This is a genomic window from Halorientalis litorea, from assembly GCF_023028225.1.
GTDB lineage: Archaea > Halobacteriota > Halobacteria > Halobacteriales > Haloarculaceae > Halorientalis > Halorientalis litorea.
The window spans coordinates 2,663,530-2,686,925 of the sequence record NZ_CP095482.1 but is presented as its reverse complement, the minus strand read 5'-3'; the positions used below and the strand labels follow the sequence as shown (position 1 = coordinate 2,686,925).

Sequence of the window (23,396 nt, the reverse complement as noted above, 5' to 3'; positions counted from 1 at the left end):
AGAGTTTCCGGTATAAAATACATTTTCAAAACACTATGCCGAAACATGACAAGATTTGTCTATCATGTCTTCTCGGTGGTAACGACTAAGTGACTGACAAACAGGACTGTAGATACAAGGGCGACTACCGACGGACCCCGGGCAGTCGAGGGCTGTCGAGCGTCCACACGACTCTACGATGACAGGGAGCGAGAACGATGGCGCGGCTGATGTCCAGTACGCAAATCTCAGTGCCTTCCAGCGGGATGTCCTCGTCGTGCTGAAACGGTTAGAGAATCGCGACGAGGACAGCTACGGGCTCGGCATCAAACGGCACCTCGAATCACGGTACGACGAGAGCGTGAACCACGGACGGCTGTACCCGAACCTCGACAAGTTGACCGAGTGGGGCCTCGTCGAGTGCGGCGAGATCGACGACCGCACGAACCGATACACGCTGACCGAGCGGGGGGAGACACTGCTTCGGCAACACGCCGAGGAGATTTGCGAGATACTCGACCGATAACCGGTCACTCGTCGCTGGGGCAGTTCGGGAGGTGGGTCCCCGTCTGGTCCGGCCGTGAAGTGGTGTACAGCGAGTACGTCAGCACGGTAAACCCCACGGCCGTAAAGACACTCTGAACCGTGACACTGGTCGCAAGCGTGGTCCCCGTGAACTGGTGGAGTGTCCCGCCCAGAACTGCACCGACAGTGACGAACCCGATGCCGACCGTGAGCGCGCCCAGTGCCGACGACCGAGTTCGCCGGTACGCGCGGAACGCCAAGCAGGTGATGACCCCGCCGAACAGCACCGTCGCCACCTTGGTCACGGCGAGGAGGAGCGGACTCTCCAGCATACGTTACCGTGTACCGTCTACGCTGTTAGTACCGCACGCCTGTTTCCACGGACTGAGAACGTCAGCCGTGGCTACCGCTCGGGGCGAACGGCGACACTGGGCTACGAAGCCCGGAAGCGCGTCGTGGGGGTGACACGCTCGTGGGGGGATGAACAGTCGTCGCTCCGGTCGACGTATCGGTCGGGTGCCGTGACACCCGGTATCGTCGGCCCGGAGCGACGTGTGGGGGCGTCCGATCGGTGCGATCTGAAGTCACAGCCGAAACTGCCTCCAAAATTTCGGCTGCATCCGGCGTATGTACTGTAAGCACATGAATGTGTAGCCGTACCATAATTGCTTATTTATGACCCCTCCGTCCAGTGGTTCCACGTCACACTGTCAACACATCCTAAAAACCTCCCAAACATATACGTCCGAAAGAAGATACAGGTGAACGAGAAACGTGGTGGTATGTCTACCTCCGGATTGCAAGTCGCTATGACGGTGGATGCACCACAGGGGTGTCGGCCCGCCGCACTGTCGGCAGAGAACGAGGACAGCATCGAGTCTATCACGTGGAGTTCGCCCGGCGACACGGACACCGCCACCGAGGAGTTCGGAGCGAGTTCAGAACTTGACGACGGGGGCGTGTCACCAGTGTTCGGTACCGGGTCGAGCACTAGATACCGCTTCGAGCGCGACGCCGACGGTACCTGTGTGTGTGAAATCGTCGAACACGCCGACTGCCCGCTGACGGACGTGCGCGCCGAACACGGACAGTTACACCTCACGTTCTACGCGCCCAACGTCGAGACAGTCCGGACCATCGTCTCTGACCTCCGGGAGCGGTACGACGGCGTCCACCTCCAGCACCTCCGCCAGTCCGGCGACCCGGACGGTGAGGCCCTCGTCGTCGTGGACAAGAGCCGTCTGACCGACAGACAGCAGGAAGTCCTCGAAACCGCTTACGAGGAAGGCTACTTCGAACACCCCAAAGAGGCGAACGCCAGCGAACTCGCCGACCAACTCGACATCTCCCTTTCGACGTTCACCGAACACCTCGCCATCGCTCAGTCGAAACTCCTCGACGCCCTCGTCGACGACGCGGCGCGGTGAGCGTCGCTTAAAAACCAACCGTAGAATTTTGGCTGCCCGGCTTTGTCCCCCGTGGCGGAACGTCCGAACGACAGATGACACAGTTCCAGTTCGAGTGTCCACACTGTCGAGAGTGTACGACCGTCGACGCGGGTGTGCGCGACCTCCTGCTCGAAGGGGGCTGTATCGCCTGCGGCAAAGCCGTCCACGAGAGTGCGTTCCGCCGTCCCGTCCGGATGCATCAGGACTGACCACGGGCCGCCGGAGAGACGGTACCGGACCGTCGCCCTCTCCTCTGGGCTTACTCGGTGGTATCTGCACCGGGCGCGTCGCGCTTCACGCTCTCGATGGCGTCGTGGACACTCGTCCGGCGGGTGTAGCCCTCGCCGCTGTCGGCGACGACGTTCCCGTTCCGGTGGCGGAGTCGCCAGCGGTACTCGCCGGCGTTGTCCTCGTACACCTCGAACTGTGCCTGACTCGTCTGGAGTGACGCCAGCATCGCCACCCGGACGGTAGCGAGGAAGATACTCGGTTTCTTCGTCACGGTGTTCATCGTTCAGACGGGTGCGGGGCTGGCGGGGTACACGCCGAGCGGCGACTTCGTCGCCTTGTCGGCAGCGATTCTGACGACCGGTGCTATCGTCGCGGGCGCGTCACCGATGGCCGCGCTCGGTGAGACGGGGCTATAACCGGTTGGTCGTTCGGACCCACGAGACGATACGTTGCTTTCGTGGCCTGTTTAGCAGAAGACGTCGCGACAGGAATTCGAGCCTTTATCAGTACCGTGAGTTGTGGTGGGGAGCACTGACAAGTAGCACTCCAATCGACACCAGCCGACCACCACGCGACTTCGATTCTGCGGAGCCCCCAGGGCGATGACTGCCCTCCGACACCCTGTGTGTGGTCGAATATCTCTGAACAGGCGCGGCCAGCCACATGGCGGTAGACTGATTGATTGGGGGACTAATACCAGACCATCCGTGGCCGAGAGCTTGTTGATTATCGTGGTAGTAATACTGGCAGTTGGCATCGTCGGCCAGTTACTCGCGAGTCGACTCCGCGTCCCGAGCGTCGTTTTCTACCTCGCCGGAGGGTTGGTACTCGGTCAGGCGGGGCTCGGCATCGTCGGTCTGGAGACGTTCGGTGACGGACTGACGACGGTGGTCGGAATCAGCGTCGCAGTCATTATCTTCGACGGGGCGTTCGCGCTCCGGTTCCGGCGAATCCGTGAGGCGTCGACGGCGTCGCTCCGGCTCGTGACTGTCGGCGCGCTCCTGACGTTTTTCGGGACGGCGGCCGCCGTTCGTTTTCTGACCGGCACTCAGTGGGCTGTCGCGTTCCTCATCGGGGCGTTGCTCGTCGCCACCGGTCCGACAGTCATCACGCCCATCGTCGACGTGGTACCGCTGCGAGAACACGTCTCTGCGGCCCTCGAAACTGAGGGTATCGTCAACGACGTGACCGCTGCCATCGCGGCCGTCGTCATCTTCGAGGAGGTGCTGTTGCTCGAAGCGTTCGGGCCGAACACCCTCTTTGCTTTCGTCGAGCGCATCGGCGTCGGCGTGGCGAGCGGACTCGTCGCCGCTGGCGTCACCTACTATCTGTTACACGAGGAACTGTTGCCGGGGGACGGTCAACGGTCCGCGAGATTCACGACGCTCCTCGCAGCGGTTGGCTCGTACGGAGTGGCGAACACCGTCTCCCCGGAGGCTGGCGTCGCTGCTGCGGCGACGGCTGGACTCGCCCTCGGCAATCTCGATATCCCACACCGCGAAACGATAGCGAAGTTCACGGAGGACGCGACGCTCCTGCTCCTCGCGTTCGTGTTCGTCTCGCTGGCGGCACTCATCGACGTGGACGCTGTCCTGAGTCTCGGGTTCGCTGGCGTCACACTCGTCGCGGTTCTCATACTGGTACTCCGGCCACTGGTGGCACTGATGTCGACAATCGGTGCCGAGCGGTTCACCTGGCCGGAGCGGTTCTTTCTCGCCGCGATGGGGCCGCGAGGGATTATCCCTGCAAGCGTTGCGACACTGTTCGCTATCGAACTCGCATCCGGCGGCGACGAACAGGCGGCCACGACGCTGCTCGGCGCGGTATTTTTGGTGATATTCGTCACCGACGCGGTCGAGGCAGGACTAGCGCGGCAAATCGGAGACCTACTAGGAGTGACACCCATGCGCACGATAATCGTCGGCGGCGGCCGGGTTGGCCGGTCGGTCGCTACGCAACTGGAGAACAGCGACGAGTTCGTCGTCATCGTCGACGACGACGAAGAACAGTGTCAACGGTCGCGGGAGGCCGGCTTCACCGTCATCGAGAGTGATGGGACCCGCCCCGACTCCCTCGAAAAGGCCGGTATCGACGAGGCAAAGGCCGTCGTCGCGGCAACGCGGGACGACGACATCAACCTCCTCGTGTCCCAAACCGTGATTGCGAAGTTCGACGTGGAGAACGTCTATGCCCGGGTAAACAGTCCCGAAAACATCGACGCGTTCGAGGCACTTGGGGTGACCGCGGTCGACAGTCCACAGGCGACAGCGTTCATGCTCGGCAACGAAATCGAACGGCCCGCGCTGGCACACTGGATGAACGACATCGGCGACGGGCACGACATCCTCGAAACCGAAGTCACCTCCTCGGACCTCGCCGGGAAGCGTATCCGTGAGCTCAACGAGGAGATTCCCGGCGGTTGCCTCATCGCCGAAATCGGTCGCGGGGACGATGCACACGTCCCCGAGGCTGACGAAAGAATCGAGTACGGTGACCGACTCACCTTCCTCGGCGACGCGTATGCCGTCGAGCAGGCACTCAAACGGTTCCACCCTCACGACTGACGACCAGTGAGAGATACTGTGCGGAATGAGAGTGGAGACGGCACCGGGTCCGTGTCTCTCTCCGAACGACCACTCGGTTGGAGTGCGTCCGCTCGGCGATACGAGTCCCCGTCGCACGCTCCATCGGTACGCGAGGCCAGCAATCGAGGCGAGCGTTGCCACGAAGGCGACGAACGTGAGGGAAGTTACTCTGACTTCTGGACCGCCTCACGCAGCGGTTCCTCGATGTCTATAACGTCGGCACTGTACTCCCAGAGCCGGCGCGCCGCGGCGGTGTCCTGCCCGGCAGCGGCAGGGGGCGTGGGCTGTTGACCCGAGAAGTACCGACCGGAGATGTCCGCAGCGTGGGGCGAGACGGCCGGAAACAGCAGTTCCGCGGCACCGTCGGCGACGGAGGTGACCCCCGGCACGGCATCGAGCAGTTGGACGAGCCGCGGCAGTGGCCCCGGGAGGAACCGGCTGAACCCGCTGCCCGGGATGGCTCCTGGGTGGATACTGTTGGAGGTGAGTGACCGGCCGGCGGCGTCGAGCCGACGACCGAGTTCGGCCGCGAAGAGCACGTTTGCGAGCTTGGAGTGGCTGTAGGCCCACATGGCCGAGTAGTCGTCGACGCCCTCGACGCGGTCGAGGTCCAGCGACGCCCCCTTGTGTGCTGCCGACGCAGTCGTGACGATACGGCCGTCGTCTTGGAGATGGTCGAGAAGCTCGGCTGTCAGCAGGAGGGGCGCGAGGTGGTTGACATGGAACGTCCGCTCGACGCCGAGGTCGGTCAGCCGACCGTCACGGAACAGGCCACCAGCGTTGTTTATCAGTATATCGAGTCCGTCGGTCTCGGACCGGACGGTCGCGGCCAGGTCGCGGACTGCGTCGAGGTCGGTAAAATCTGCCGCGACGAATGTCCCTTCGGCACCGACCGCACCGAGGTCCTCGACGACCGTTGCACCAGCGGTCCTGTCCCGGCCGTGGACGACGACATCGGCCCCGAGCCGGCCCAGTGCCAGTGCCGCTGCCCGTCCGATGCCGCTGGTCGACCCGGTGACGAGGGCTTGTTTCCCAGTACAGTCGACGTCCGCGACGTCCGCCAGTGTCTCCGGGGACTCACTCATGGACACAGACAGGGCTTGGAGTAACAAAACACCCCGTATCCGTCCAGTCCGTCCAGCTGCCCTCAGGGTTCGTCCGGTGCCTCGCGCACGGTAAGGGTCATCCCAGCGTTGCGGAGTCGTTCGATCAGCGGATAGCCGATACCGGAAGCCGGCGTCAGCACGCCGCCGTTCAGCGCGGAGTCGGTTTCGTCTCGTACCAAACACATCGCAGTCTCGCCGAGCATGATCGCAGTGGCACCGTACCCCGGGTCCCGGTCGGCGGCGACGGTCCCCTCGACGAGGAACGGACCCGCTGCGTTCGTCCCTTGGCCGAGCAGGCGGACAGTAAAATAGCCTTGCTCGGCCTCGTCTCGGGACGGGCCCTCGCCGGGGTCGGGAAACACGAACCGTTGTAGTGCCTCGCGGACCGGGCCGGCCGACAGTGCGACTGTCCCGATGCCTAAGGCCGCGGCGATGCTGCCCGCAGCAGCCGCGCCCCCGACGCTGTCCCCAGTAGGGACCACCTCGGCACAGCGGAAGCCCCGTCCCCAAGGGTAGCCCAGCAACGCGTTGCTGCGCCTGATGACGCGTTCGTTGACCGGAGCCATCGGAGAGGGGGCCGTCCAGTCCGACCGGAGCGGGTCACGGCGCGGGAGGTGCTGTTCACCGGTGTCGACGCCCTCGCGTTCCCCGGGCGGGGCCAGCGAGTAGGGGTCCCGGAGTGTCTCCCGGGCGACCGGGTCGGCCGACGCTGCCTCGAACAGTTTCGCCGCGCTGGCCAGCGTCCCGCCACTGACACTGCCACGCCCGCCCTCCAAGTAGACTCGTACTAGGTCACACGGCGCGTCGAACGCCTCGGTCGCGAACGACTGGACGAGCAGGGTCCCGATGTCCGCCGGGACGGAGTCGTACCCACAGCTGTGAACGATTCGCGCGCCGGCGTCGACCGCCGCATCGTGATACCGGTCGACGGTCTTCCGCATCCACGTCACCTCGCCAGTGAGGTCACAGTAGTCGGTTCCAGCTTCGATACAGGCCTCGACCAGCGGCGTCCCGTACTCGGTGTATGGGCCGACGGTCGTACAGACCACGTGCGTGTCCTCGGCGATAGCCCGGAGCGTCGCCGGTTCAGTCGCGTCGCCGACCACCACCGGGATGTGCTCCCACCCGTCCGTGCGGGCCTTGAGTTCGGTCGCGATATCGCGCAGGTGACCCTCGTCGCGGCCACCCAGCGCGAGCGCGAGGTCGTCGGCGGTGTACCGCTCGGTGAGGTGGTCGCTCACGAACCGCCCGGCCACGCCAGTCGCTCCCCACACAACGAGGTCGTACTCTCGGTCAGTGTGCGACACGGATATCTCCCGGACACTATGTCGCCGAGGTACAATTATCTGCTGTCGGCTGGCACTGAGCGGACGGCCCGTCGTCGTGTGTCGGCGGCCCGTATCCGGCCATCTGTCGGCTGGCAGTCTCAACCCTCAGAACCGGGCGTGGATGTCCCGCCGGTAGAGATCGAGTTCTGCCACCGCGGTCGCCCCCTCTTGTCCGGCGGCGTAGACGATCGCGTCGGCCACGTCGCCGGCTCCGACAGTGGCTTTCGGGTCGAGGCTCTCGGCGTTGGTCGACTCTCGGAAATCGGACCCGAACGCCGTGGGGACGCCCGTCGGGTTGATTACCGTGACGGCGACGCCGTCTGGGCCGGCCCGGCCGGCCACGCTCGCGGCGAACCCACGGACCCACCACTTCGAGGCCGCGTACACCGGCGTCGACGTACTTGGGTACTTCCCCTTCGAGCTTCCGACGAACACGAGCGCGCCATCACGCTCGCGGAGGTGTGGTAGTGCCGCCCGTGTCGTATAGAACGCCCCGTGGACGTTCGTCTCGGTGACGGCCGCGAACTGCTCGCGGGGTAGCTCAGACAGCGGGACGTTTCGCGTCTCGCCGGTGCCCGCGTTCACTACGGCCACGTCGAGCCGCTCGAACCGCTCGACAGCAGTCTCGACAACTGTGTCGACGGCGTCGGGCTCAGTCACGTCGGTCGGGACTGCGACTGCCGCGACGCCGTGTTCGCGGCACTCCTCGGCGACCGCTTCGAGGGGCTCCGTGTTCCGGGCCGCCAACACCACGGCCGTGCCCTCCTCTGCAAACCGGCGAGCCGTCACCGCACCGATACCGGAACTGGCACCCGTAATAAGCGCGACCCGATCTGGAGTCTCGGTCACGCCGGCACACCCCTCGCGGTCATCGTCGGTCCCGCCCCGCCGCGACGGTCGCTGCCAAGTCACGAGTCGCCGCCTCGGGGTCGTCGGCCCGTGTGATAGCCGAGATGACGGCGACCCCGTCCGCACCGGCAGTCACCACGTCCCCAGCGTTGGTCGGCGTCACACCGCCGATACCCACGAAGGGGATGTCGACGGTATCGTCGATCGCTCGAATCGGGTCGAGCCCAATCTCGGCGTCGGTGTCCTTCGAGTCGGTGCCGTAGACCGCACCGACGCCGAGATAGTCCGCGCCCGCTCGCTCGGCCTCACGGGCGGCCGCCGGTGTCGAGACAGACCGACCGATGACGGCGTCCGACCCCAGTTGCTCGCGGGCAACAGTCACCGGGAGGTCTTCGTCCCCCAGGTGAACGCCGTCGGCGTTCAGTGCCAGCGCGAGGTCGATCCTGTCGTTGACCACGAGCGGGACGCCCGCCTCTGCAGTCGTCTCCCGGACCCGCCGGCCAACGTCGTAGCGTTCGCGGACTGGCATCGCTTTCTCGCGCAACTGTACGATGTCGACGCCGCCGGCAACGGCCGCCGCGACGACCTCGACGGTCGACCGTCCCGCCGAGTGGGCCTCGCCGGTGACGAGGTACGTACCGAGTTCCATCGGTCGGAGCTATGGGCTACAGCCGAAAGTGTACTCGGGTCCCACAGCAGACGTGATCGAGGAGACGCGCCGACTGTGCCCGGTGAGACTGGCTCCACTCCTCGCAGTCCCCCGTCTTCACGTGGAACCGGCCTGTCGACGTGACTGCACCACTCGTCAGCAAACAGGTTGAGGACGCGGACACGACCACTGAGTCCGTCGCGGCCCGACCGACTACCGACGGAGAGGCTCCCGTACTCACTGGTATGGGACGAGTGGCCGGGGTCGTGAGTGCCGGTGACGTGACACCACTGAAACCGCTACACTGCAACGGCGGCCGCGACATCCGGCAGGACGTCTTCCGAAACTGTCTCGATGTAGCTGACGGCACGCAGTGCCGACCACCACGACATCGAGACGCCTGCACCGCCGTGACCGTAGTTGTGGACGATGTCGCCCGTCCGTTCGATGCGCATGCCGTCCGCCCGGTACGGTCGGTAGCCGTACTTCGCGTCGATCCGTTCCGGCGTGATGTCGGTGTACTCACTCATTATGTCCGCGGTCACGTCGTACAACCGCCTCGGAATAGTCACGCCATCGACGGTCATCGGGTCGTCCGGGCTCTCGCCGACCCACTGACCGTCGACGATATCCCCCGGCAAGTACGACCCCCCGAACAGCACGGTTTCTCGCCGGGGATACATGTACGCGTACTCGTCGTCGTACCCGGATGGGGTGTACGTGTACGAGAACGGAAGCGGTCCGTCCTCGTACGGAACTTGTAGGATGTGGCCTTTCATCGCCCGAAGCGAGTCGTCGTCGAACAGCTCTCGGCTCCCGTATCCAGTACAGTTGAACACGATGCCGGCGAGATTGTCGACCTCCGTGGCCGTGACTGTCCGCCGCTCGATGTCACCGCCGAGTTCTCTGTAAGTGTGGTAGAGCTGTGGCACGTACTCGGGCATCTCGACGAAGTACTCCTCGCAGACGTAGCCACCTTCGACCGTCTCGCCGGCCCGAGTCGGTACCTCACCGTCGTACTGCGAAACCGGTTGCGCACCCATCCGGTCGGGGAGGTGGCGGTCACCAGCGTTCTCGTAGAGATAGTAGTGAGTGTGTTTTCGCACGGGGACGCCGTCCGACTCCCAGAACGGCTCGAACGTCGACTCGGCGCGGCGAATGAGTTCGTCCTCGGAGTACTCCGACTCGACTTGAACGGGATAGACCGAGGCAGCCGCGTAATCGGTCGCGACTGGCGGGTCGTCGGAACCGTCGATGTAGGCGAACTCGTCACTTATCATCGTGGTACTGTGTCCGAGGGACTCGAGCAGGACACCCGTGGACAGTGCCTGCACACCGCCGCCGACAACTGTACACTCCATATACTGGTTCGTTGCTACCCGATATTACGCGTTTGGAATGATCACGTCAATCGTGTCGGACACTGCCGCTGAGCGCGGTTCTCGTCGGTAGACACACGTCTACCGCAGGGGGCTGTCCGTAGACTGCGACCGTCGGGCGTACCTGTCCTCGGCGTACTGGGCCATCAGCGTCTGTGGGCTGTGTTCTCTCGCGAAATAAAAACGGGGAGAGCCGTATTCCGACGCCAGGGCGTCAGTCGTCTCCGTCTGCCAGTGCTTGTTTGATCTCTTCGATCTTGAAGTACGACGCGAGCGCGAGGATGGTGACGGGCCAGAAGCCGACAAACTGGCCCCGCTGCTTGTCGCCACGCACGTAGTAGAAGTACAGCGCGAGAGCGACGGACCCGAGGGATGCTACCACGGCCGGACTGAGGCCGTCGGTGTCGATTTCGTCTACTGCGGTCGGTGGATCTTCAGTTGGACTACTCACACGTGCTTACACGGACCCCAAGTTCAAGTCGTTTCGCCTGTTCCGGGCACTGGCTGGGACATCACACGGGCCGCCCAGTCCCGGTCGTGTCGTCTCACCGGTCGACACCTCAGTCGCGCCGCTCGCTCCACAGTATTACGGCGAAGATCACCACGGACAGACCGAGCATCAGGAGTGCGAACGTCCGCTCGCCGTCACCCGTATCCCCGAGGTTCAGGAGTGACATAGAGGATGGACGGGTGTGATACATATGTCTCTTTGTCCCGCTGGCGGTCGGTGAGAGAGTCCGCCACAGCGTGGAAGCGATCCGGGTAGACAGACGCCGACACAGCACCCAATGGTTTCACCGTCGAACCACATACCGTTCCATATGAGAGATATCGATCCGGATACGCTGATGATTGCTGCAGGATTCGTTATCAGTCTGGTCGCCGCGATAGAGTTCCGAACACAGTGGGAGAGTACACGGAACGACTGAGAACACGGCCACCAGCCCCTGTCACGTGACCGAACCCGGGACGGCACGTCCGGCCGGTCGCGGTCGGATCACGACTCACACGTCGCCGGTCCCCCGGCGACAGCCGGTACCACTTCCCCGGTGACCGACTCGAAACAGTCGTCGCTACCGTCGACCGGACGGACTGCACCCGTGTAGTCGTCGACGGCCACCTCGACACCCCCAGCACGACGGCTCGGCGGCGTCCACGCAGCCGACGGCCCCGACTAGTTGGTGGACACCGAGACACTGTCAGTGCCGGCCTGCGAATTAGCTCGTCTCGGTCGGTATCTTCGGTACGAACGGACGTAGCCTTCCCGCAGCGGCTGAGCTCGGGGTCGTCACGCTCGCCGGTTGGGTTCGGACTGTCTCACTGCGCGATGTCGCACTCGCTCCCCCCGTCGTCGGCTGCTGCCACGCGCTCACAGTGGCCCACTCCAGCGATAGCAATAGACAGCGGTCGGGGGTCCGTTGTCGCTCGCGGACTGCGTGGGCTCAGCGGGCCTGCTAAGTCCGTCGGGAACTTGTGAACGACTATGTCGGTCGTCGAGCGCGTTCGGGCACGGTTCCTGAGTGAGCAGACGCGATACGAGCGGGCGTGGGTGACGAGTATCAACGTCATCGGGCTCTTGATCGTGGTCGGTATCGCCCTCGACAGCGAGCTACTACTGGGTACCGGACAGACCGGTGTCTTCCAGCGGGCACTGTACCCGTACGGCCCGCCGGCACTGTCTCTTGGTGTGGCTGTCGCCGAGGGGTATCGCCGCGGGGTACTCCTGTCCGCCGGCTTCCTCGTCGGATACACGCTCCTGCTGGCAGCCGTCGGTACGCTCGGTACCGCACTCGCGACCGCCCCTGCCTATCCAATCGCCGGCGGGGCTGGCGTCGTCACGGCGGTGGTCGCGTCGGCAGTAGCCACGCGCTGACGGCCGTCCACCGAGTGGCGGAGTCCGTTGGACGACATCCGTCTGACGGCGGTGGATTGAATCGTCCCGGGAGGTAGTTGCCGATGACAGCCGTCTTCGAGATGTGTAATTCGGCCACATCCGTGCGAACCGTTGCTGGGGCTGGCGTCACCGGGCGGCCACGGTGACCGTGGCCACTGAGCGGCACCGTGTGGAGCGTCCGCGGTTCGCCGTTTCCCACACGGAGTTAAGTTCCGAGAGGCCTCACCGTGAGGTGTGACTGAGTTCGTCCTCTACGGTGGGAAAGGTGGCGTGGGGAAGACAACCGTCGCAGCGGCCTCCGGGCTGGCACTGGCCCGTGCTGGCCACGAGACGCTCGTCGTCTCGACGGACCCGGCGCACTCGCTGTCCGATTCCGTGGATGCCGATGTCGGTGACGAGCCGACGGAGATCCGCGACCGTCTGTACGGTGTCGAGGTCGACCCCGACGACGGGCTCGAACGCTATCAAGAAATCTTCGAGACGATGGAGGATGTCCTCGAAGAGACCGGCGTCGACTTCGAGAGCGAGGACGACGGAATCGGTAACGCCGCCGACCTGTTCAGCTCCGGCATCGTCCCCGGCAGCGACGAGCTCGCAGCACTGGACGGGCTAGCGACCTACGTCGACACCGACGAGTACGACCACGTCGTCTTCGACACTGCCCCCACCGGCCACACGCTCCGACTCCTCGACCTACCCGGCATCATGGCTGACGCACTGTCGACAGCGGAAGCGGTCCACGAGCAGGTCCAGCGGAAGGTCAACGTCCAGAAGACGCTGGTGATGGGGCTGTTGGCCCGCCGGCATACGGACGACCCGACAGCTATGACCGAGATGCGCGAGCGCATGTCCCGTGTCGAGGAGGTCCTGCGTGACCCCGCGACGACAACCTTCCGCGTGGTCACCATCCCCGAAACGATGGCCGTCGAGGAGTCCGTCCGCCTCGTCGAGCAACTCCGGGAGTTCGACGTCCCCGTCGGCGAACTCGTCGTCAACAAGGTCATCGAGGACCCCGGCGACTGCGAACGCTGCCGGGAGAACAAAGCCGTCCAAGAGGACGCCATCGATGACCTCCACGCGCGGCTTCCGGACCTCGAGGTGTGGCGCGTCGCCGACCAGCCCGGCGAGGTTACCGGGTTGGAGACCCTCGACCGTATCGCGGGTGACCTAGACGTAGCGTAGGTCAGCGGCCCATCGGTTTCCGACAGTCGAACGCAACGGCCCCGCCACCGGGAGGTCGCCGCTCCCGGACCGGAGCGCGGCGACAGACGAGGCCACGACCGCGGACGTGCCGTGTCACTCACCGGAATCAGGGAGAAGCGTTCGTGGAGAGAGTCCAGCCGGCATCAGTTCACGGAGAACGGCAGGGCAGGGAGTCACGATATCGCGAGAGGGTCAGTCCAAGGTGAGCGCGAGACCGACGCCAACCAGAATGAGTGCCCATATCAGCAACAACGCATAGAACATGAAGCGGTCACTTCCATTCATCGGTGTAGCGTATTCAGTCGAGAACTGTAGATGTGACGGGTGCGCATAAAGTATGCTCAATTGTCTTGACGGGCGAAATCAACGAGGGTTCGGTGTGCTGTACACCGTTCTTGACAGAGATACAGCACGTGGCTGTTGCGTGGCTGTGATAAACTACTAGCAACTCTCCGATGTGATGGCACAACTGGCTGGGAATTTTGCTAAAGATGCCGTCAGCCTCGTTTTGCCTACGTAGAAACTGCGAGATTCTACTGCTGTGGGACAGACAACCGAACCGGATTCTGACGGAACCGTTCGCGCGTAAAATCGATGCTCCGACAGGGATTCGAACCCTGGTCATTGCCGTGAGAGGGCAATATGATTGGCCGGACTACACCATCGGAGCGTGTACAAACTGGTAGCCGGGAGATGTGTTTAACAGTTCCGTTTCAGCACTGCCGTGGGCCGAATTCACATCCCCTGCGGTTCGTCGGCCGCTCCACCCGGTGTGTGGCAACCGGTGTCGGTACTGCCCGTGACGGGCAGGGAGTCGGTACGGAGTTGTCGTGTGTCCGTGACCGTGTTCCTGTGAGTGAGTACCACGAGTTGAGTTCTCCGGGAGTGGTCGGCGAGGTGCTCGCGAAAACGCTCAGGAGTGGGGCTGTCGTACCGGAGAGTGGCGTGTCGGGAACAGACCCGACACGGGGTGTACAGTTCCCTCCGGGGGGTGGGAGCGTCGGGGAGCGTCGTCTCGGACGGACTGGAGGGGACCGACAGAGACCGTCCGAACATGTACGACAAGGATACATTCACGAGGGGGACCGGCGTTTCGCTCGGAGTGGTTGCCGTGGTCGGACTCGTGTTTCTGAGTTCCGGTACCGCGGTCTCCCTCCCCGTCGCCGGTATCGGCGGGTTCACGATTCAGGCCGACAGGGTCGAGGGGGACGACTTGCTGTTGTACCCGAGCCTGTGCGACACGAGCGAGGTCGGCGACTACCCCCACGCGACAATCGAACTGCGGAACAACAGTATCGACGGACTCAGGCTAATAAAGCAAAGCGATATCGGAGACTACACCGGCGACGCCGTCGGCGGGACGGCCCGCTTCGTCATCGAGACGGACGAGGGCGTTATCGCCGAGGAGTTGCTCCTGCGGACGCCGGCACTGGACGCGGAGGAGGCGACGTTCAGCGGCTTCGAGTTGAGTGAGACGGCGACGAACGACCTCACCCGCGCGTTCAGCATCCGCGCACCCCCCGAGCCGGCGGCCGACGCACGACAGCTGACACTCACCGGCGGTGAGAACCCCGGCTTCGTCCTCGAAAACACGACGATACGGGCGAGGTACTTGGCGACGAATCAGATATCGCTCCCGGGGTTGCGGTTACGAGTCGAGTACGACGAGGACGGCGACGGCGAGTTCGAGTTCCAGTTCAGTTAGTCCTCGTCGTCGAACGGCGACCCCGCCGCGTCGGGTTCGTGCCCGCTGAGGCTGACGATGTTCTCCCGACCCACCCGAAGTTTGCTGATGTCGCCCTCCTCCTCCATGTCCGAGAGGAGCATACTGACCTTCGACTTCGACCACTCCGTCTCTTCGACGATGTTGGCCTGTTTCATCCGCCCGCCGCTCTCCTCCAGCAGTTTGACCACTCTGTCCTCGTCGGTCAACAATTCCTCGTCCGGCACCGCTGGCTCCGCCTCCGTCGTCGCGTCGCTCGTCGCCGTGGCAACCGCACCCGCATCACTACCGTCGTCTGGTGCGGCGGTCACGCTGCCCTCGTCTCCGGACCTGAACACGTCCGTCCGCCACGCGACGACGGCACCGAGTCCCACCACCAACACGGCGAAGCCGAGGAGTGTCATCGGAATGCCACCGGCGGACTCGGGGCCGCCAGTCGTGGTCGCCGCCTCACCGCCACCGTCCTCGGCGGCCCCTGCGGTGTCCGTGGCGAAGGCCACTCTGGGGTTGTTGTCGGGGAACTGCTGCTCGCCGTAGTAGGTGACGGTGTCGCTCTCGGCCAGCGTCCCGCCGGAGACGGCGTCCGGGTCGGGACTGGTGCTGTCGAACCGGAGGCCCGGCCCGCGCTCGAAGACGAGCCACTGGCTCGGCCCGATGTAGAAGACGCCGTCGAACACGTCGGCGACGACGACGCGGTCACCCTGTACCTGCGCGAAGTCGGCCCACAGGAACGACATGGTGACCACGCCGCGGTTCCCGACATCGTTGAGCGACGCCGCGTGCCGGAAGTTCCGGGCGGTCATGTTTCGTCCCGTCGCGTTCGTCCCAGCGGACACCAACGCGTCCGCGCGGTTCTGGAAGTTCGTCCAGAGGTCGGTCTCCCGACTCTCGAAGCGACGTGCGTACTCCCTGAAATCGTCCTGCTGGCTCGCGTTGAGCGCGCTGGTGTAGTAACTGAACGTCCACCGGGCCGACCCGTTCTCGTGGACTTCCACGGTGAACGTCGCCGAGGAGAACTGGTCCGGTTGGACGAACGCCGACGTTCGGTCGGACTGGGCGGCGACGGCCCCGTCGGTCCGGCCGGTCGGCACCGCGAGAACTCCCGACAGCACGGCAGTTCCAACGAGAAGAACGCAGAGAACCACCACCGGCAACGAGCGAACCATCTATTGGTTGAACGATTACCGCACGGCATAAAAGCACTACGTCTGTCACCGAAACCGACCGCCGGCAGCGTCGAACCGGGGGTGCCGTCGGGGAGACTGTCCCGGTGGACGGCTCAAGGTGCCAGTCGGTTCTTGCGGTTTTTCATGTGTTCCTCGTAGTACGCGAAGGTCTTGGGACACCAGTCGGCGGCGAGGTCGAGAATTGCCTCGGTCATCTGCCGAATCTCCCACTGCGCGTCGGCGGCCGCGCGCATGTCGGCCACGTGCATCAGCATCCGGGCGTTCATCGACATGACCATGTTGACCTCGGTGCCGATGGGCAGGACGAACCGCGCGTCCTCGGGTGGCATCCCCAGTTCGAGCAGTTCCTGATAGGACTCGACGGCGTTCGCGACGGCGTCGTCGAACACCGCTTGCCTGCGCTCGACTGCGTCCTCGTCGACCTGTCCGGTCTTCTGGTTGCGGCCGACCCAGTCCGGGTCGCTCGCGGAGGGTGGCGTGACGACGAGTTCTCCCTCCCGAACCGCCTCGGGGTCTACGTCGTCGAAGGAGACGTAGCGCATGCTCTGCACGTCGAAGGAGACGTGTCGGTGGCGGGTAATCTGTGCCATGCAGGAGCGGCTGATGCCCTTCACGGCGAACGTCGCCTGTGCGTGCTCGAACGGGCCGAAGTGGCCGTGGTCGAGCAGGTGGCCGATGAGCGTCTCCTGTTTCTCGTCGATGGTGTCGCCGTCGATGGACTCCATGACCTCCTCGAAGGAACAGTCGCCGACGAACTCCGCCATGTAGTCGTTGCGGGCCGCCGTGCAGATGGTACGTTCCGGGTCCTCGGTAGCTTCGAGTAGACGGACCTCCATATGGCCCCTGCCGGACCGGCGGGGCATAAACCCACGCCACTGCTCGGAGCCGGGCTACAGCGCGGCCCACGCCGTCGGCGAGTCGGCGATGCCGACGACCCGAGCCTCGCGGCCAGCGTCGCTCTGTCGAAGTTCGACCAAGCCGTCGAAGGCCTGTTTGATGACCTGAATCGTCTGTTCGTCGTGGGCTCCGGTGTCGATGGTGAACACGCCGAGGTACCCGGCGGCGTCGAGCCGTGAGGAGAGGACGTGGCAGAACTTGAACACCGTCTTGCGGTCGGTGTAGGTGAGCATCGTCGACAGAGACGAGAGCCCCATTCGGCCCCGGTCGGCACCGTTGTCGTGGAGCGATTCGAGACACTTCGTGATGCCGATGCCGATGCCGGTCAGGTCCGCCGGCGAGGAGACGTGATGGACGTACGAACCGGGCCTGTCCGGGGCGGGTTCGTCGGTGTCGGCGAAACAGTCGACGATACCGAGCGGGTACCCACCCTCGTGACCGACGCGTGCCTGGTAGTCTTCCATGATGGTCGACGCCTCGTCGGATGTCGAGACGACGAGTGCCCCTTCCCCCTGCCGGGACCCTGCGGCCAGAATATCGAGTGCCAGTTGGTCCTTGCCCGTCATCGCGGGACCGGCGACGAGGACGCTCGTCCCCGGTCTGACCTCGGTCACGGCCTCGGTGTCGAGAACCGGCGAGAGGTCGTACATGGTCAGTTCTCGTCCCCGCCTATCTGCTGAATCGTGGTGAGGAAATCGGTGTCGTCTTTCACGCTCCCCATCGTTTGTGAGAGGTCCTCCTGTAGCTCTTCGATACGTCCCTGTAGCCGTTCGTACTCGTCGCTCTCGGCGAGTTCGGCACCGCTCTTTGCGGTTTCCAGCGTCGCCTGCTTCTCGACGAGGGCGTAGTACTGTTGGAGTAGTCTGTCGTAGCTCGACCGTTCGAGTAGTTTTTCGACGGTTTCGTGGAGTTCGTCGCTTCGGATGGGCTTGCTCAAATAGGAGTCGAATCCCATATCGAGGATGTCGAAATCGGGCTCTACCGCGGTGACCATAGCGACCCGGCAGCTCAACCCCTCCTCCCGGATGTTGTCGAGTACCTCGTCGCCGGACAGCCCCGGCATCATCCTGTCGAGCAACACGACATCGACGTCCTCGTCGAGTTTCTCCCACCCCTCCGTCCCGTCGGCCGCCAGCCGAACCTCGTAGTCGCCTTCCAACCAGAGTTTGTAGGTCTCGGCGACATCGGGTTCGTCCTCGACGATAAGCACGACAGGTGCTGTCGAGTCAGTCATCAGCTCTCTAACCATCGTTTGCCATTCATCATACATAGCCCTGTGGGTAGATTCACTCTGACGTGTCATTCCAGCTGCACGAAAGTGGCGTTCGTGATTCTGAGAGTGACTGTTCCGGTCGCGGTGGCGTCTTCGATACGGAAGCGATAGCAACAAGCCGCGAGTCCTCGAACGTGAAGGCATGATAACGAATCTCGCCAGCGGTCAGCGTGTGTTCACGAGCAACACCTTTCTCGTCGAGGGTGAGCGGACTGTCGTCGTCGACGCGGGAAACGAGTTCGACGTAGTGACACAGATTCGACAGCACGTCTCCGACATCGACGCGCTCGTTCTCACGCACACCCACCGCGACCACGTGGGTAACCTCGACGCCATCACCGACGCGTTCGGCGTCGACGTGTGGGGGTTCGACCCCGAGTTCGAGGGCGTCGACTACGCCATCGCGGACGACGAGTGGGTGCAGTTGGGCGACGCGGAGTACCGCGCGCTCCACACGCCGGGACACAAGGACGACCACCTCTGTTTCTACGCGCCCGACGCCGGGGTACTGTTTGCCGGGGATCTCGTGTTCGCCAACGGCGGGTTCGGCCGGACGGACCTCGCCGAGGGTGACCGGTCGGTGTTGATAGAGAGCGTCGACAGACTGCTGGATACCGTCGACTCGGACCTCGCGGCGATGCACACCGGCCACGGGCCGAGCGTCACGACGAACCCGTACCACGACATCGAACTCGCGGCCCACGCCGCACGGATGGGTTAGCGGTCAGGGAACTCCGACAGACAGGATAGGAGCGCGTCGTAGGCGGGTTCGTACGCGTCGGCGACGGCCGCAGGGTCGGTCCGCGCCGCCGACCCCAACGCCGGGAGGGTGACTGCCTCCACCGGGTCTATCAGGTCGACGACCGACGGGACTCGCTCCTCTAACTGTCCTTCCTCCGGGCCGCCGCTCGCCACTTGACAGGCTTTCCGGTACCGCTCTCCCCGGTAGATGCGGGCGCGGCCGGGTTCCACGACGGCCACGGCGTCCGGGTCGGCCCCCCGGAGCGGCCGGGCGACGTTCCCGTAGGACTCGACGACGGTTCGGTCGTGGTCGGCGATACGGTCTTTGATACCTTCGAGGGCGACCAAGTGGAGTCGTTCCATCACGTCGTTGAACTCCGGAAGCGAGTCGACGCGGACGGCCTCCGAGAGTGGGAGGGACTCCCGGACCAGCAGCGGGATGGTGACGGTGTCGTTGACGACGTACGTCTCGCCCACGCGGTCCACGAGGAACTGGCGGTCATCTCGGCCGAGGAGGCCGGTTCCGCTCCCTGGCGAGGGTGTCCAGAGTCGGTGGACGGGATTGATATCCTCGGGGTCGTACGCGCCCGGACTCGCGGCGGCGAGGCGGCGGGCATCCTTCCCGTAGAGCCGGCCGGCCGAGACTGCGTGGCGCACGTCGTCGTGGTGGAACCAGTGGTCGTTCCCGGCGCGTGGCTTGAATCCTATCGCGCCGGTGTGTTCGAGCAGACCGACCGAGAACGTCGTCTTCCCGGCGTCCACGCGGTCCGCTCCGGCGACGAGCAGGTTCATTCCGAGTCGGTCTCCGCGCCGCCCCCGTCCACCGCGAGGCCGTAGAGTCCGGGGTCGGCGTCACTGGCCGGTTCGGCGAAGACGAACGCGTCGGCGTGATACACCATCCACGGAATGGTCCAGTCGAGCAGGATAGCCTCCGTCTCGGGGTCCACGTCGGTACCGGGGTCGAGGCCCTGAAACAGGCGGGCTATCTCGTAGACAGTGTACATCTCGTCGGGGTCGAGTACCTCCGACGGGTCACGGAAGGCGAGCGGTCGGAGGTCGTCGAACTCCGATTTCGGAACTGGCATAGATGCGGGTACTCGGCCGTGCTGGTAAATCGTGCGGTCCGTGAACTGGATGTCTGCCGCCGTCCCAGCGGCACCTTCCGGTGGAGTACTCGAAGTGCATGGTGTGGTGTTTCATACCACGAAGTGGGAGATAATTTATTCACACGTGACCATGAACAGGTGTCCGTGCCGACTCCCGAAGCGTCCCTGTACCTCGCCATGTACGCCGTTGCAATCGCGGTAACGGTGGGTACGAGCTACATCGCGTGGCAGCGACAGGCACTCACAGCGGCACGGGTTCTGACGGTTCTGTTGGCGGCAGCGGCGACGTGGTCGCTGTGTATCATCGGGCTCATACTGACGGACTCGGCGGCAGTTTACTGGGGGCTACTCGTCGTCGTCATCGCCACTGGCGGGATATCAGTCACCGGGTGGGTGTTGTTCGCCATCGATTACACCGACAGCTGGCCGACATCCGTCAGGCACACGGTGGCACTCCTGTCGGTCGAACCCGTGGTCGCCGTCGTCGCAACCGCGGCGACTGTCGGGACGGACCTCACGTACGTCGTCAGTCAGACCGGCGATGTCGGGCCGACCGGCTTCGCACTCGGGTTCGGACCGATATTCGTCCTCCACGTAGTCTACTCATATGCTGTCTTCTCCGTGGGTATCGCGCTCGTCTTCCGGTTCGTCGCGCGGTCACGCGACGTGTTCCGCCAGCAGGCCACTGCCTTGGCTGTCGCCGCACTCCCACCGTTCGCCGCACACGTCCTGTTTTTCGTCGGCGTCATCCCCATCGACGTGACGCCCGTCGGGTTCACCCTGACGGGGGTCGTCCTCCTGTTCGCCACGAGGCGGATGGGGCTGATGGACGTGACGCCGGTCGCTCGTGACGAAGTCGTCCAGACGATACACGAGGCGGTGTTCGTCCTCGACTACCGGGACCGAATCGTCGACGTGAACCCACGTGGAGCCGAGTTACTCGGAACGGACCGGGCTGACCTCGTCGGCCGACCGCTCGACGAGGTGGTCGCGTCGATGCCGGGGTACCGCGAGGAGATAGCGAGAATCATCGAGGACAGGGGGGGCGAGATGACCGTCTCGATGGGCGGCGAGTTGCGGGACCTGTCAGTGCAGATGTCGCCGCTGTACGACCGCCACGACCGTCTCGCGGGGAGGGTGTTCGTCGCCCGGGACGTGACGGCGCAGAAACGCCGCCAGCGCGAACTCGAACGGAAGAACGAACAACTCGACCGGTTCGCGAGCGTCGTCTCCCACGACTTGCGCAACCCACTCAACGTCGCCAGTGGCCGGGCGCGACTCGCGGCGGAGACCGGCGAGGCGAGCCACGCCGAGGCGGTGACCGACGCGCTCGACCGGATGGAGGACATCATCGACGACATCCTGACGCTGGCCCGCCAAGGGCAGACCATCGACGAGAAAGAGCGGGTCTCACTCGCCAGCGTCGCCGAAGACGCGTGGGACCACGTCGACACGGCCGAGGCGACGCTTTCGGTCACGACGAACCGTACGGTCGACGCCGACCCGGCCCGCCTCCAGCGACTGTTCGAGAACCTGTTCCGGAACTGTATCGAACACGGCGGCGCGGGCGTGGCGGTGACCGTCGGCGACACCGAGACGGACGACGGCTTCTACGTGGCCGACGACGGTCCGGGCATCCCACCGGCGGAGCGCGACACCGTCCTCGAACACGGCTACACGACGGCATCGGACGGAACGGGCCTCGGCCTCGCAATCGTCGCCAGCATCGCGCAGGCACACGGCTGGGAGGTCGAAGTCACCGAGAGCGCGCGTGGCGGTGCTCAGTTCGACGTACTGAACGCCGCACCCGTCGCCGACATCGAGGAACCGGACGAGGGGGACCTGTCGCTGTTCCGAGACGACGACGGGAGCGAAGCGACACGGCAGGCGGGCGACGGCTGAGTCGGTATCCACCACACTATTCCTCATCGGTTTGCGTCGGGCGACGAACAGTCACTCGCGGAGTTCAGTTCATCAACTCGTAACGAAGTTGGTCGAAACTGGTATTGAGTGCGGGCCGTATCGAGTCCATATGCCAGATTCAGACAGGTTCGGCGACGACCGCGTCAACGAAATCTATCGACGCGGGATGCTAGAAGACGAAACCACGGACTTCCCGGTGTCCTACTCGGACCTTCGGGAGGCCGCACACGAGGCTATGAGCGACGAGGGTCAAGCGTACGTCCACGGTGGCGCGGGCAGCGACGAGACGTTCGAGCGCAACAAGGACTTCTCGCCGTGGCGGATCGTCCCGAGGATGCTTCGCGGCGTCGAGTCGCGTGACCTCTCGACGGAACTCGTCGGCACCGAGTTCGATGTCCCCATCGCGCTGACGCCGCTCGGGGTTCAGTCGTTGCTCCACGAGTCGGCCGAAATCGGAACCGCACAGGGGGCTGCCGAGATGGACGTTCCCTTGGTGTTGAGTTCACTCTCGACGGAGCCGATGGAGGACGTGGCCGACGCACTCGGTGACACACCCAAGATGTTTCAGTTCTACTGGTCCTCGGACGATGCTATCGCCAAGAGCTTCCTCGACCGTGCGGAAGCGGCGGGCTACGACGCCATCGTCGTCACTGTCGACGCACCCATTCTGGGCTGGCGGGAGCGACTGGTCGAGCGCGGTTACTACCCTTTCCTCGAAGGCGAGGGCGTGGGGAACTACTTCTCCGACCCGGAGTTCCGGGCACAGCTCGACGAACCGCCCGAGGAGAACCCATCGGCCGCCGTCGAACACTTCCTCGACATCTTCGGTGACTCCAGTCTCACGTGGGACGACCTGCAGTTCGTCCACGACAACACCGACCTTCCCGTCCTCATAAAAGGGATTCTCGACCCCGAAGACGCCCGGTTAGCACTCGAACACGGCGCGGATGGTATCGGTGTCTCCACACACGGTGGTCGCCAGGTCGACGGCTCCATTTCGGCTATCGAGGCACTGCCCGCCGTGGCCGAGGAAGTCGACGGCGAGGTGCCGATTACGTTCGATAGCGGCGTTCGTCGCGCTTCGGACGCGTTCAAAGCTATCGGACTCGGTGCCGACGCCGTGTTGTTGGGTCGACCGTACGCCTACTCGTTGGCCGTCGACGGTGCCGAAGGCGTCAGTACCTACCTACAGAACTTCATCGCGGAGTTCGACCTGACGATGGGGCTGTCTGGCTGTCGGACCGTGCCGGAAATTACACGGGACAAGCTTCGACACGAGTCGGACCTTCACTGAGCTGTCGAGCCTTCGCGATACGGACCAGCATTTTGTCGCTTTCGCGGGAGTGCGTCCACAGTGCCGCCGCTCTCTG

26 protein-coding genes and 1 tRNA gene are annotated in these 23,396 nt (G+C 64.3%); 11 read left to right on the top strand and 16 right to left on the bottom strand.

Annotation, left to right across the window (positions count from 1 at the left end; translation table 11 throughout):
* The first annotated feature begins 178 nt into the window (after window positions 1-178).
* Entirely contained in the window at window positions 179-505 is a 327-nt protein-coding gene (locus MUG95_RS14305) for a PadR family transcriptional regulator (protein WP_247008896.1), read from the top strand.
* 4 nt (window positions 506-509) lie between these two features.
* On the opposite strand, the gene MUG95_RS14300 is transcribed toward MUG95_RS14305, so the two are convergent.
* Window positions 510-836, bottom strand: a complete 327-nt coding sequence (locus tag MUG95_RS14300) for a DUF7521 family protein (RefSeq protein WP_247008895.1) — start codon at window positions 834-836, stop codon at window positions 510-512.
* Between the two features lie 450 nt (window positions 837-1,286).
* On the opposite strand from MUG95_RS14300, the gene MUG95_RS14295 reads away from it, so the two are divergent.
* Entirely contained in the window at window positions 1,287-1,931 is a 645-nt protein-coding gene (locus MUG95_RS14295) for a helix-turn-helix domain-containing protein (RefSeq protein WP_443984535.1), read from the top strand.
* 74 nt (window positions 1,932-2,005) lie between these two features.
* Window positions 2,006-2,161 carry a DUF7560 family zinc ribbon protein gene (locus tag MUG95_RS14290; protein ID WP_247008893.1) on the top strand — a complete coding sequence of 52 codons (156 nt, stop codon included), beginning with the start codon at window positions 2,006-2,008 and terminating at the stop codon, window positions 2,159-2,161.
* A 50-nt stretch (window positions 2,162-2,211) separates the two neighbouring features.
* On the opposite strand, the gene MUG95_RS14285 is transcribed toward MUG95_RS14290, so the two are convergent.
* Window positions 2,212-2,454 (bottom strand): HVO_2922 family protein, encoded by a 243-nt coding sequence (locus MUG95_RS14285; RefSeq protein WP_372608177.1) that lies wholly within the window; start codon window positions 2,452-2,454, stop codon window positions 2,212-2,214.
* Here MUG95_RS14285 and MUG95_RS14280 point away from each other — a divergent pair.
* Both MUG95_RS14280 and MUG95_RS14275 read left to right on the top strand, forming a co-directional pair.
* Window positions 2,408-2,599 (top strand): hypothetical protein, encoded by a 192-nt coding sequence (locus MUG95_RS14280; protein WP_372608207.1) that lies wholly within the window; start codon window positions 2,408-2,410, stop codon window positions 2,597-2,599. The two genes, MUG95_RS14285 and MUG95_RS14280, sit on opposite strands and share 47 nt — an antisense overlap.
* Window positions 2,600-2,911: 312 nt before the next feature.
* Complete coding sequence (locus MUG95_RS14275) at window positions 2,912-4,747, top strand: cation:proton antiporter domain-containing protein (RefSeq protein WP_372608206.1); 1,836 nt, start codon at window positions 2,912-2,914, stop codon at window positions 4,745-4,747.
* A 185-nt stretch (window positions 4,748-4,932) separates the two neighbouring features.
* Here the strand turns inward: MUG95_RS14275 and MUG95_RS14270 are convergent, their stop codons facing one another.
* The 7 genes from MUG95_RS14270 to MUG95_RS16915 form a co-directional block, all read right to left on the bottom strand.
* A complete protein-coding gene (locus MUG95_RS14270) occupies window positions 4,933-5,853 on the bottom strand; it encodes an SDR family NAD(P)-dependent oxidoreductase (RefSeq protein WP_247008890.1) in 921 nt (306 codons plus the stop codon).
* 62 nt (window positions 5,854-5,915) lie between these two features.
* Window positions 5,916-7,181 carry a saccharopine dehydrogenase family protein gene (locus MUG95_RS14265; protein WP_247008889.1) on the bottom strand — a complete coding sequence of 422 codons (1,266 nt, stop codon included), beginning with the start codon at window positions 7,179-7,181 and terminating at the stop codon, window positions 5,916-5,918.
* A 126-nt stretch (window positions 7,182-7,307) separates the two neighbouring features.
* Window positions 7,308-8,051 carry an SDR family oxidoreductase gene (locus MUG95_RS14260; RefSeq protein WP_372608205.1) on the bottom strand — a complete coding sequence of 248 codons (744 nt, stop codon included), beginning with the start codon at window positions 8,049-8,051 and terminating at the stop codon, window positions 7,308-7,310.
* A gap of 19 nt (window positions 8,052-8,070) precedes the next feature.
* Window positions 8,071-8,700: a thiamine phosphate synthase gene (gene thiE / locus MUG95_RS14255; protein WP_247008887.1), complete on the bottom strand. Its 630-nt coding sequence runs from the start codon at window positions 8,698-8,700 to the stop codon at window positions 8,071-8,073.
* Between the two features lie 299 nt (window positions 8,701-8,999).
* Window positions 9,000-10,061: an FAD-dependent oxidoreductase gene (locus MUG95_RS14250; RefSeq protein WP_247008886.1), complete on the bottom strand. Its 1,062-nt coding sequence runs from the start codon at window positions 10,059-10,061 to the stop codon at window positions 9,000-9,002.
* A gap of 232 nt (window positions 10,062-10,293) precedes the next feature.
* Window positions 10,294-10,530, bottom strand: coding sequence for a hypothetical protein (locus MUG95_RS14245; RefSeq protein ID WP_247008885.1), 237 nt, complete (start codon window positions 10,528-10,530; stop codon window positions 10,294-10,296).
* A 546-nt stretch (window positions 10,531-11,076) separates the two neighbouring features.
* A complete protein-coding gene (locus MUG95_RS16915; protein WP_256463857.1) occupies window positions 11,077-11,199 on the bottom strand; it encodes a hypothetical protein in 123 nt (40 codons plus the stop codon).
* Between the two features lie 363 nt (window positions 11,200-11,562).
* Between MUG95_RS16915 and MUG95_RS14240 the strand changes: the two genes are divergently transcribed.
* Window positions 11,563-11,952: a hypothetical protein gene (locus tag MUG95_RS14240; protein ID WP_247008884.1), complete on the top strand. Its 390-nt coding sequence runs from the start codon at window positions 11,563-11,565 to the stop codon at window positions 11,950-11,952.
* A 255-nt stretch (window positions 11,953-12,207) separates the two neighbouring features.
* Window positions 12,208-13,155, top strand: a complete 948-nt coding sequence (locus MUG95_RS14235; protein WP_247008883.1) for an ArsA family ATPase — start codon at window positions 12,208-12,210, stop codon at window positions 13,153-13,155.
* A 616-nt stretch (window positions 13,156-13,771) separates the two neighbouring features.
* On the opposite strand, the gene MUG95_RS14230 is transcribed toward MUG95_RS14235, so the two are convergent.
* Window positions 13,772-13,846: transfer RNA gene (locus tag MUG95_RS14230), tRNA-Glu, on the bottom strand.
* A 441-nt stretch (window positions 13,847-14,287) separates the two neighbouring features.
* Here MUG95_RS14230 and MUG95_RS14225 point away from each other — a divergent pair.
* Window positions 14,288-14,881 (top strand): DUF6230 family protein, encoded by a 594-nt coding sequence (locus tag MUG95_RS14225; RefSeq protein ID WP_247008882.1) that lies wholly within the window; start codon window positions 14,288-14,290, stop codon window positions 14,879-14,881.
* Here MUG95_RS14225 and MUG95_RS14220 read toward each other — a convergent pair.
* The 4 genes from MUG95_RS14220 to MUG95_RS14205 all read right to left on the bottom strand — a co-directional run bounded on the left by MUG95_RS14220 (window position 14,878) and on the right by MUG95_RS14205 (window position 18,217).
* Window positions 14,878-16,065 carry a helix-turn-helix transcriptional regulator gene (locus tag MUG95_RS14220; protein WP_247008881.1) on the bottom strand — a complete coding sequence of 396 codons (1,188 nt, stop codon included), beginning with the start codon at window positions 16,063-16,065 and terminating at the stop codon, window positions 14,878-14,880. The genes MUG95_RS14225 and MUG95_RS14220 overlap by 4 nt on opposite strands.
* 113 nt (window positions 16,066-16,178) lie before the next feature.
* Entirely contained in the window at window positions 16,179-16,922 is a 744-nt protein-coding gene (thyX, locus tag MUG95_RS14215) for an FAD-dependent thymidylate synthase (RefSeq protein WP_247008880.1), read from the bottom strand.
* A gap of 54 nt (window positions 16,923-16,976) precedes the next feature.
* The gene (locus MUG95_RS14210; protein ID WP_247008879.1) at window positions 16,977-17,633 is read right to left on the bottom strand and encodes an RAD55 family ATPase; all 657 of its coding nucleotides are present in this window, start codon (window positions 17,631-17,633) and stop codon (window positions 16,977-16,979) included.
* Between the two features lie 2 nt (window positions 17,634-17,635).
* Window positions 17,636-18,217, bottom strand: a complete 582-nt coding sequence (locus tag MUG95_RS14205) for a response regulator (RefSeq protein WP_247008878.1) — start codon at window positions 18,215-18,217, stop codon at window positions 17,636-17,638.
* A 181-nt stretch (window positions 18,218-18,398) separates the two neighbouring features.
* Here MUG95_RS14205 and MUG95_RS14200 point away from each other — a divergent pair, with 181 nt between their 5' ends.
* Complete coding sequence (locus tag MUG95_RS14200) at window positions 18,399-18,977, top strand: MBL fold metallo-hydrolase (RefSeq protein WP_247008877.1); 579 nt, start codon at window positions 18,399-18,401, stop codon at window positions 18,975-18,977.
* Here the strand turns inward: MUG95_RS14200 and MUG95_RS14195 are convergent.
* The gene (locus MUG95_RS14195; RefSeq protein WP_247008876.1) at window positions 18,974-19,789 is read right to left on the bottom strand and encodes an ATPase; all 816 of its coding nucleotides are present in this window, start codon (window positions 19,787-19,789) and stop codon (window positions 18,974-18,976) included. The two genes, MUG95_RS14200 and MUG95_RS14195, sit on opposite strands and share 4 nt — an antisense overlap.
* Entirely contained in the window at window positions 19,786-20,082 is a 297-nt protein-coding gene (locus MUG95_RS14190) for a DUF5827 family protein (RefSeq protein ID WP_247008875.1), read from the bottom strand. Before MUG95_RS14190 ends, MUG95_RS14195 begins: the two co-directional genes overlap by 4 nt.
* A gap of 165 nt (window positions 20,083-20,247) precedes the next feature.
* Here MUG95_RS14190 and MUG95_RS14185 point away from each other — a divergent pair, with 165 nt between their 5' ends.
* Both MUG95_RS14185 and MUG95_RS14180 read left to right on the top strand, forming a co-directional pair.
* Window positions 20,248-22,005 carry a histidine kinase N-terminal 7TM domain-containing protein gene (locus MUG95_RS14185; protein ID WP_247008874.1) on the top strand — a complete coding sequence of 586 codons (1,758 nt, stop codon included), beginning with the start codon at window positions 20,248-20,250 and terminating at the stop codon, window positions 22,003-22,005.
* Between the two features lie 130 nt (window positions 22,006-22,135).
* Window positions 22,136-23,320 (top strand): alpha-hydroxy-acid oxidizing protein, encoded by a 1,185-nt coding sequence (locus tag MUG95_RS14180; protein ID WP_247008873.1) that lies wholly within the window; start codon window positions 22,136-22,138, stop codon window positions 23,318-23,320.
* Window positions 23,321-23,396: the final 76 nt, after the last annotated feature.

Excerpts from the sequence above, each read along its gene's own strand:
- MUG95_RS14305 (WP_247008896.1), top strand. The coding sequence starts at position 179 with ATGACAGGGAGCGAGAACGATGGCGCGGCTGATGTCCAGTACGCAAAT.
- thiE (WP_247008887.1), bottom strand. The coding sequence starts at position 8,700 with ATGGAACTCGGTACGTACCTCGTCACCGGCGAGGCCCACTCGGCGGGA.
- MUG95_RS14190 (WP_247008875.1), bottom strand. The coding sequence starts at position 20,082 with ATGCCAGTTCCGAAATCGGAGTTCGACGACCTCCGACCGCTCGCCTTC.
- thyX (WP_247008880.1), bottom strand. The coding sequence starts at position 16,922 with ATGGAGGTCCGTCTACTCGAAGCTACCGAGGACCCGGAACGTACCATC.
- MUG95_RS14270 (WP_247008890.1), bottom strand. The coding sequence starts at position 5,853 with ATGAGTGAGTCCCCGGAGACACTGGCGGACGTCGCGGACGTCGACTGT.
- MUG95_RS14300 (WP_247008895.1), bottom strand. The coding sequence starts at position 836 with ATGCTGGAGAGTCCGCTCCTCCTCGCCGTGACCAAGGTGGCGACGGTG.
- MUG95_RS14205 (WP_247008878.1), bottom strand. The coding sequence starts at position 18,217 with ATGACTGACTCGACAGCACCTGTCGTGCTTATCGTCGAGGACGAACCC.
- MUG95_RS14210 (WP_247008879.1), bottom strand. The coding sequence starts at position 17,633 with ATGTACGACCTCTCGCCGGTTCTCGACACCGAGGCCGTGACCGAGGTC.
- MUG95_RS14180 (WP_247008873.1), top strand. The coding sequence starts at position 22,136 with ATGCCAGATTCAGACAGGTTCGGCGACGACCGCGTCAACGAAATCTAT.
- MUG95_RS14290 (WP_247008893.1), top strand. The coding sequence starts at position 2,006 with ATGACACAGTTCCAGTTCGAGTGTCCACACTGTCGAGAGTGTACGACC.
- MUG95_RS14240 (WP_247008884.1), top strand. The coding sequence starts at position 11,563 with ATGTCGGTCGTCGAGCGCGTTCGGGCACGGTTCCTGAGTGAGCAGACG.
- MUG95_RS14250 (WP_247008886.1), bottom strand. The coding sequence starts at position 10,061 with ATGGAGTGTACAGTTGTCGGCGGCGGTGTGCAGGCACTGTCCACGGGT.
- MUG95_RS14295 (WP_443984535.1), top strand. The coding sequence starts at position 1,287 with ATGTCTACCTCCGGATTGCAAGTCGCTATGACGGTGGATGCACCACAG.
- MUG95_RS14195 (WP_247008876.1), bottom strand. The coding sequence starts at position 19,789 with ATGAACCTGCTCGTCGCCGGAGCGGACCGCGTGGACGCCGGGAAGACG.
- MUG95_RS14220 (WP_247008881.1), bottom strand. The coding sequence starts at position 16,065 with ATGGTTCGCTCGTTGCCGGTGGTGGTTCTCTGCGTTCTTCTCGTTGGA.
- MUG95_RS14200 (WP_247008877.1), top strand. The coding sequence starts at position 18,399 with ATGATAACGAATCTCGCCAGCGGTCAGCGTGTGTTCACGAGCAACACC.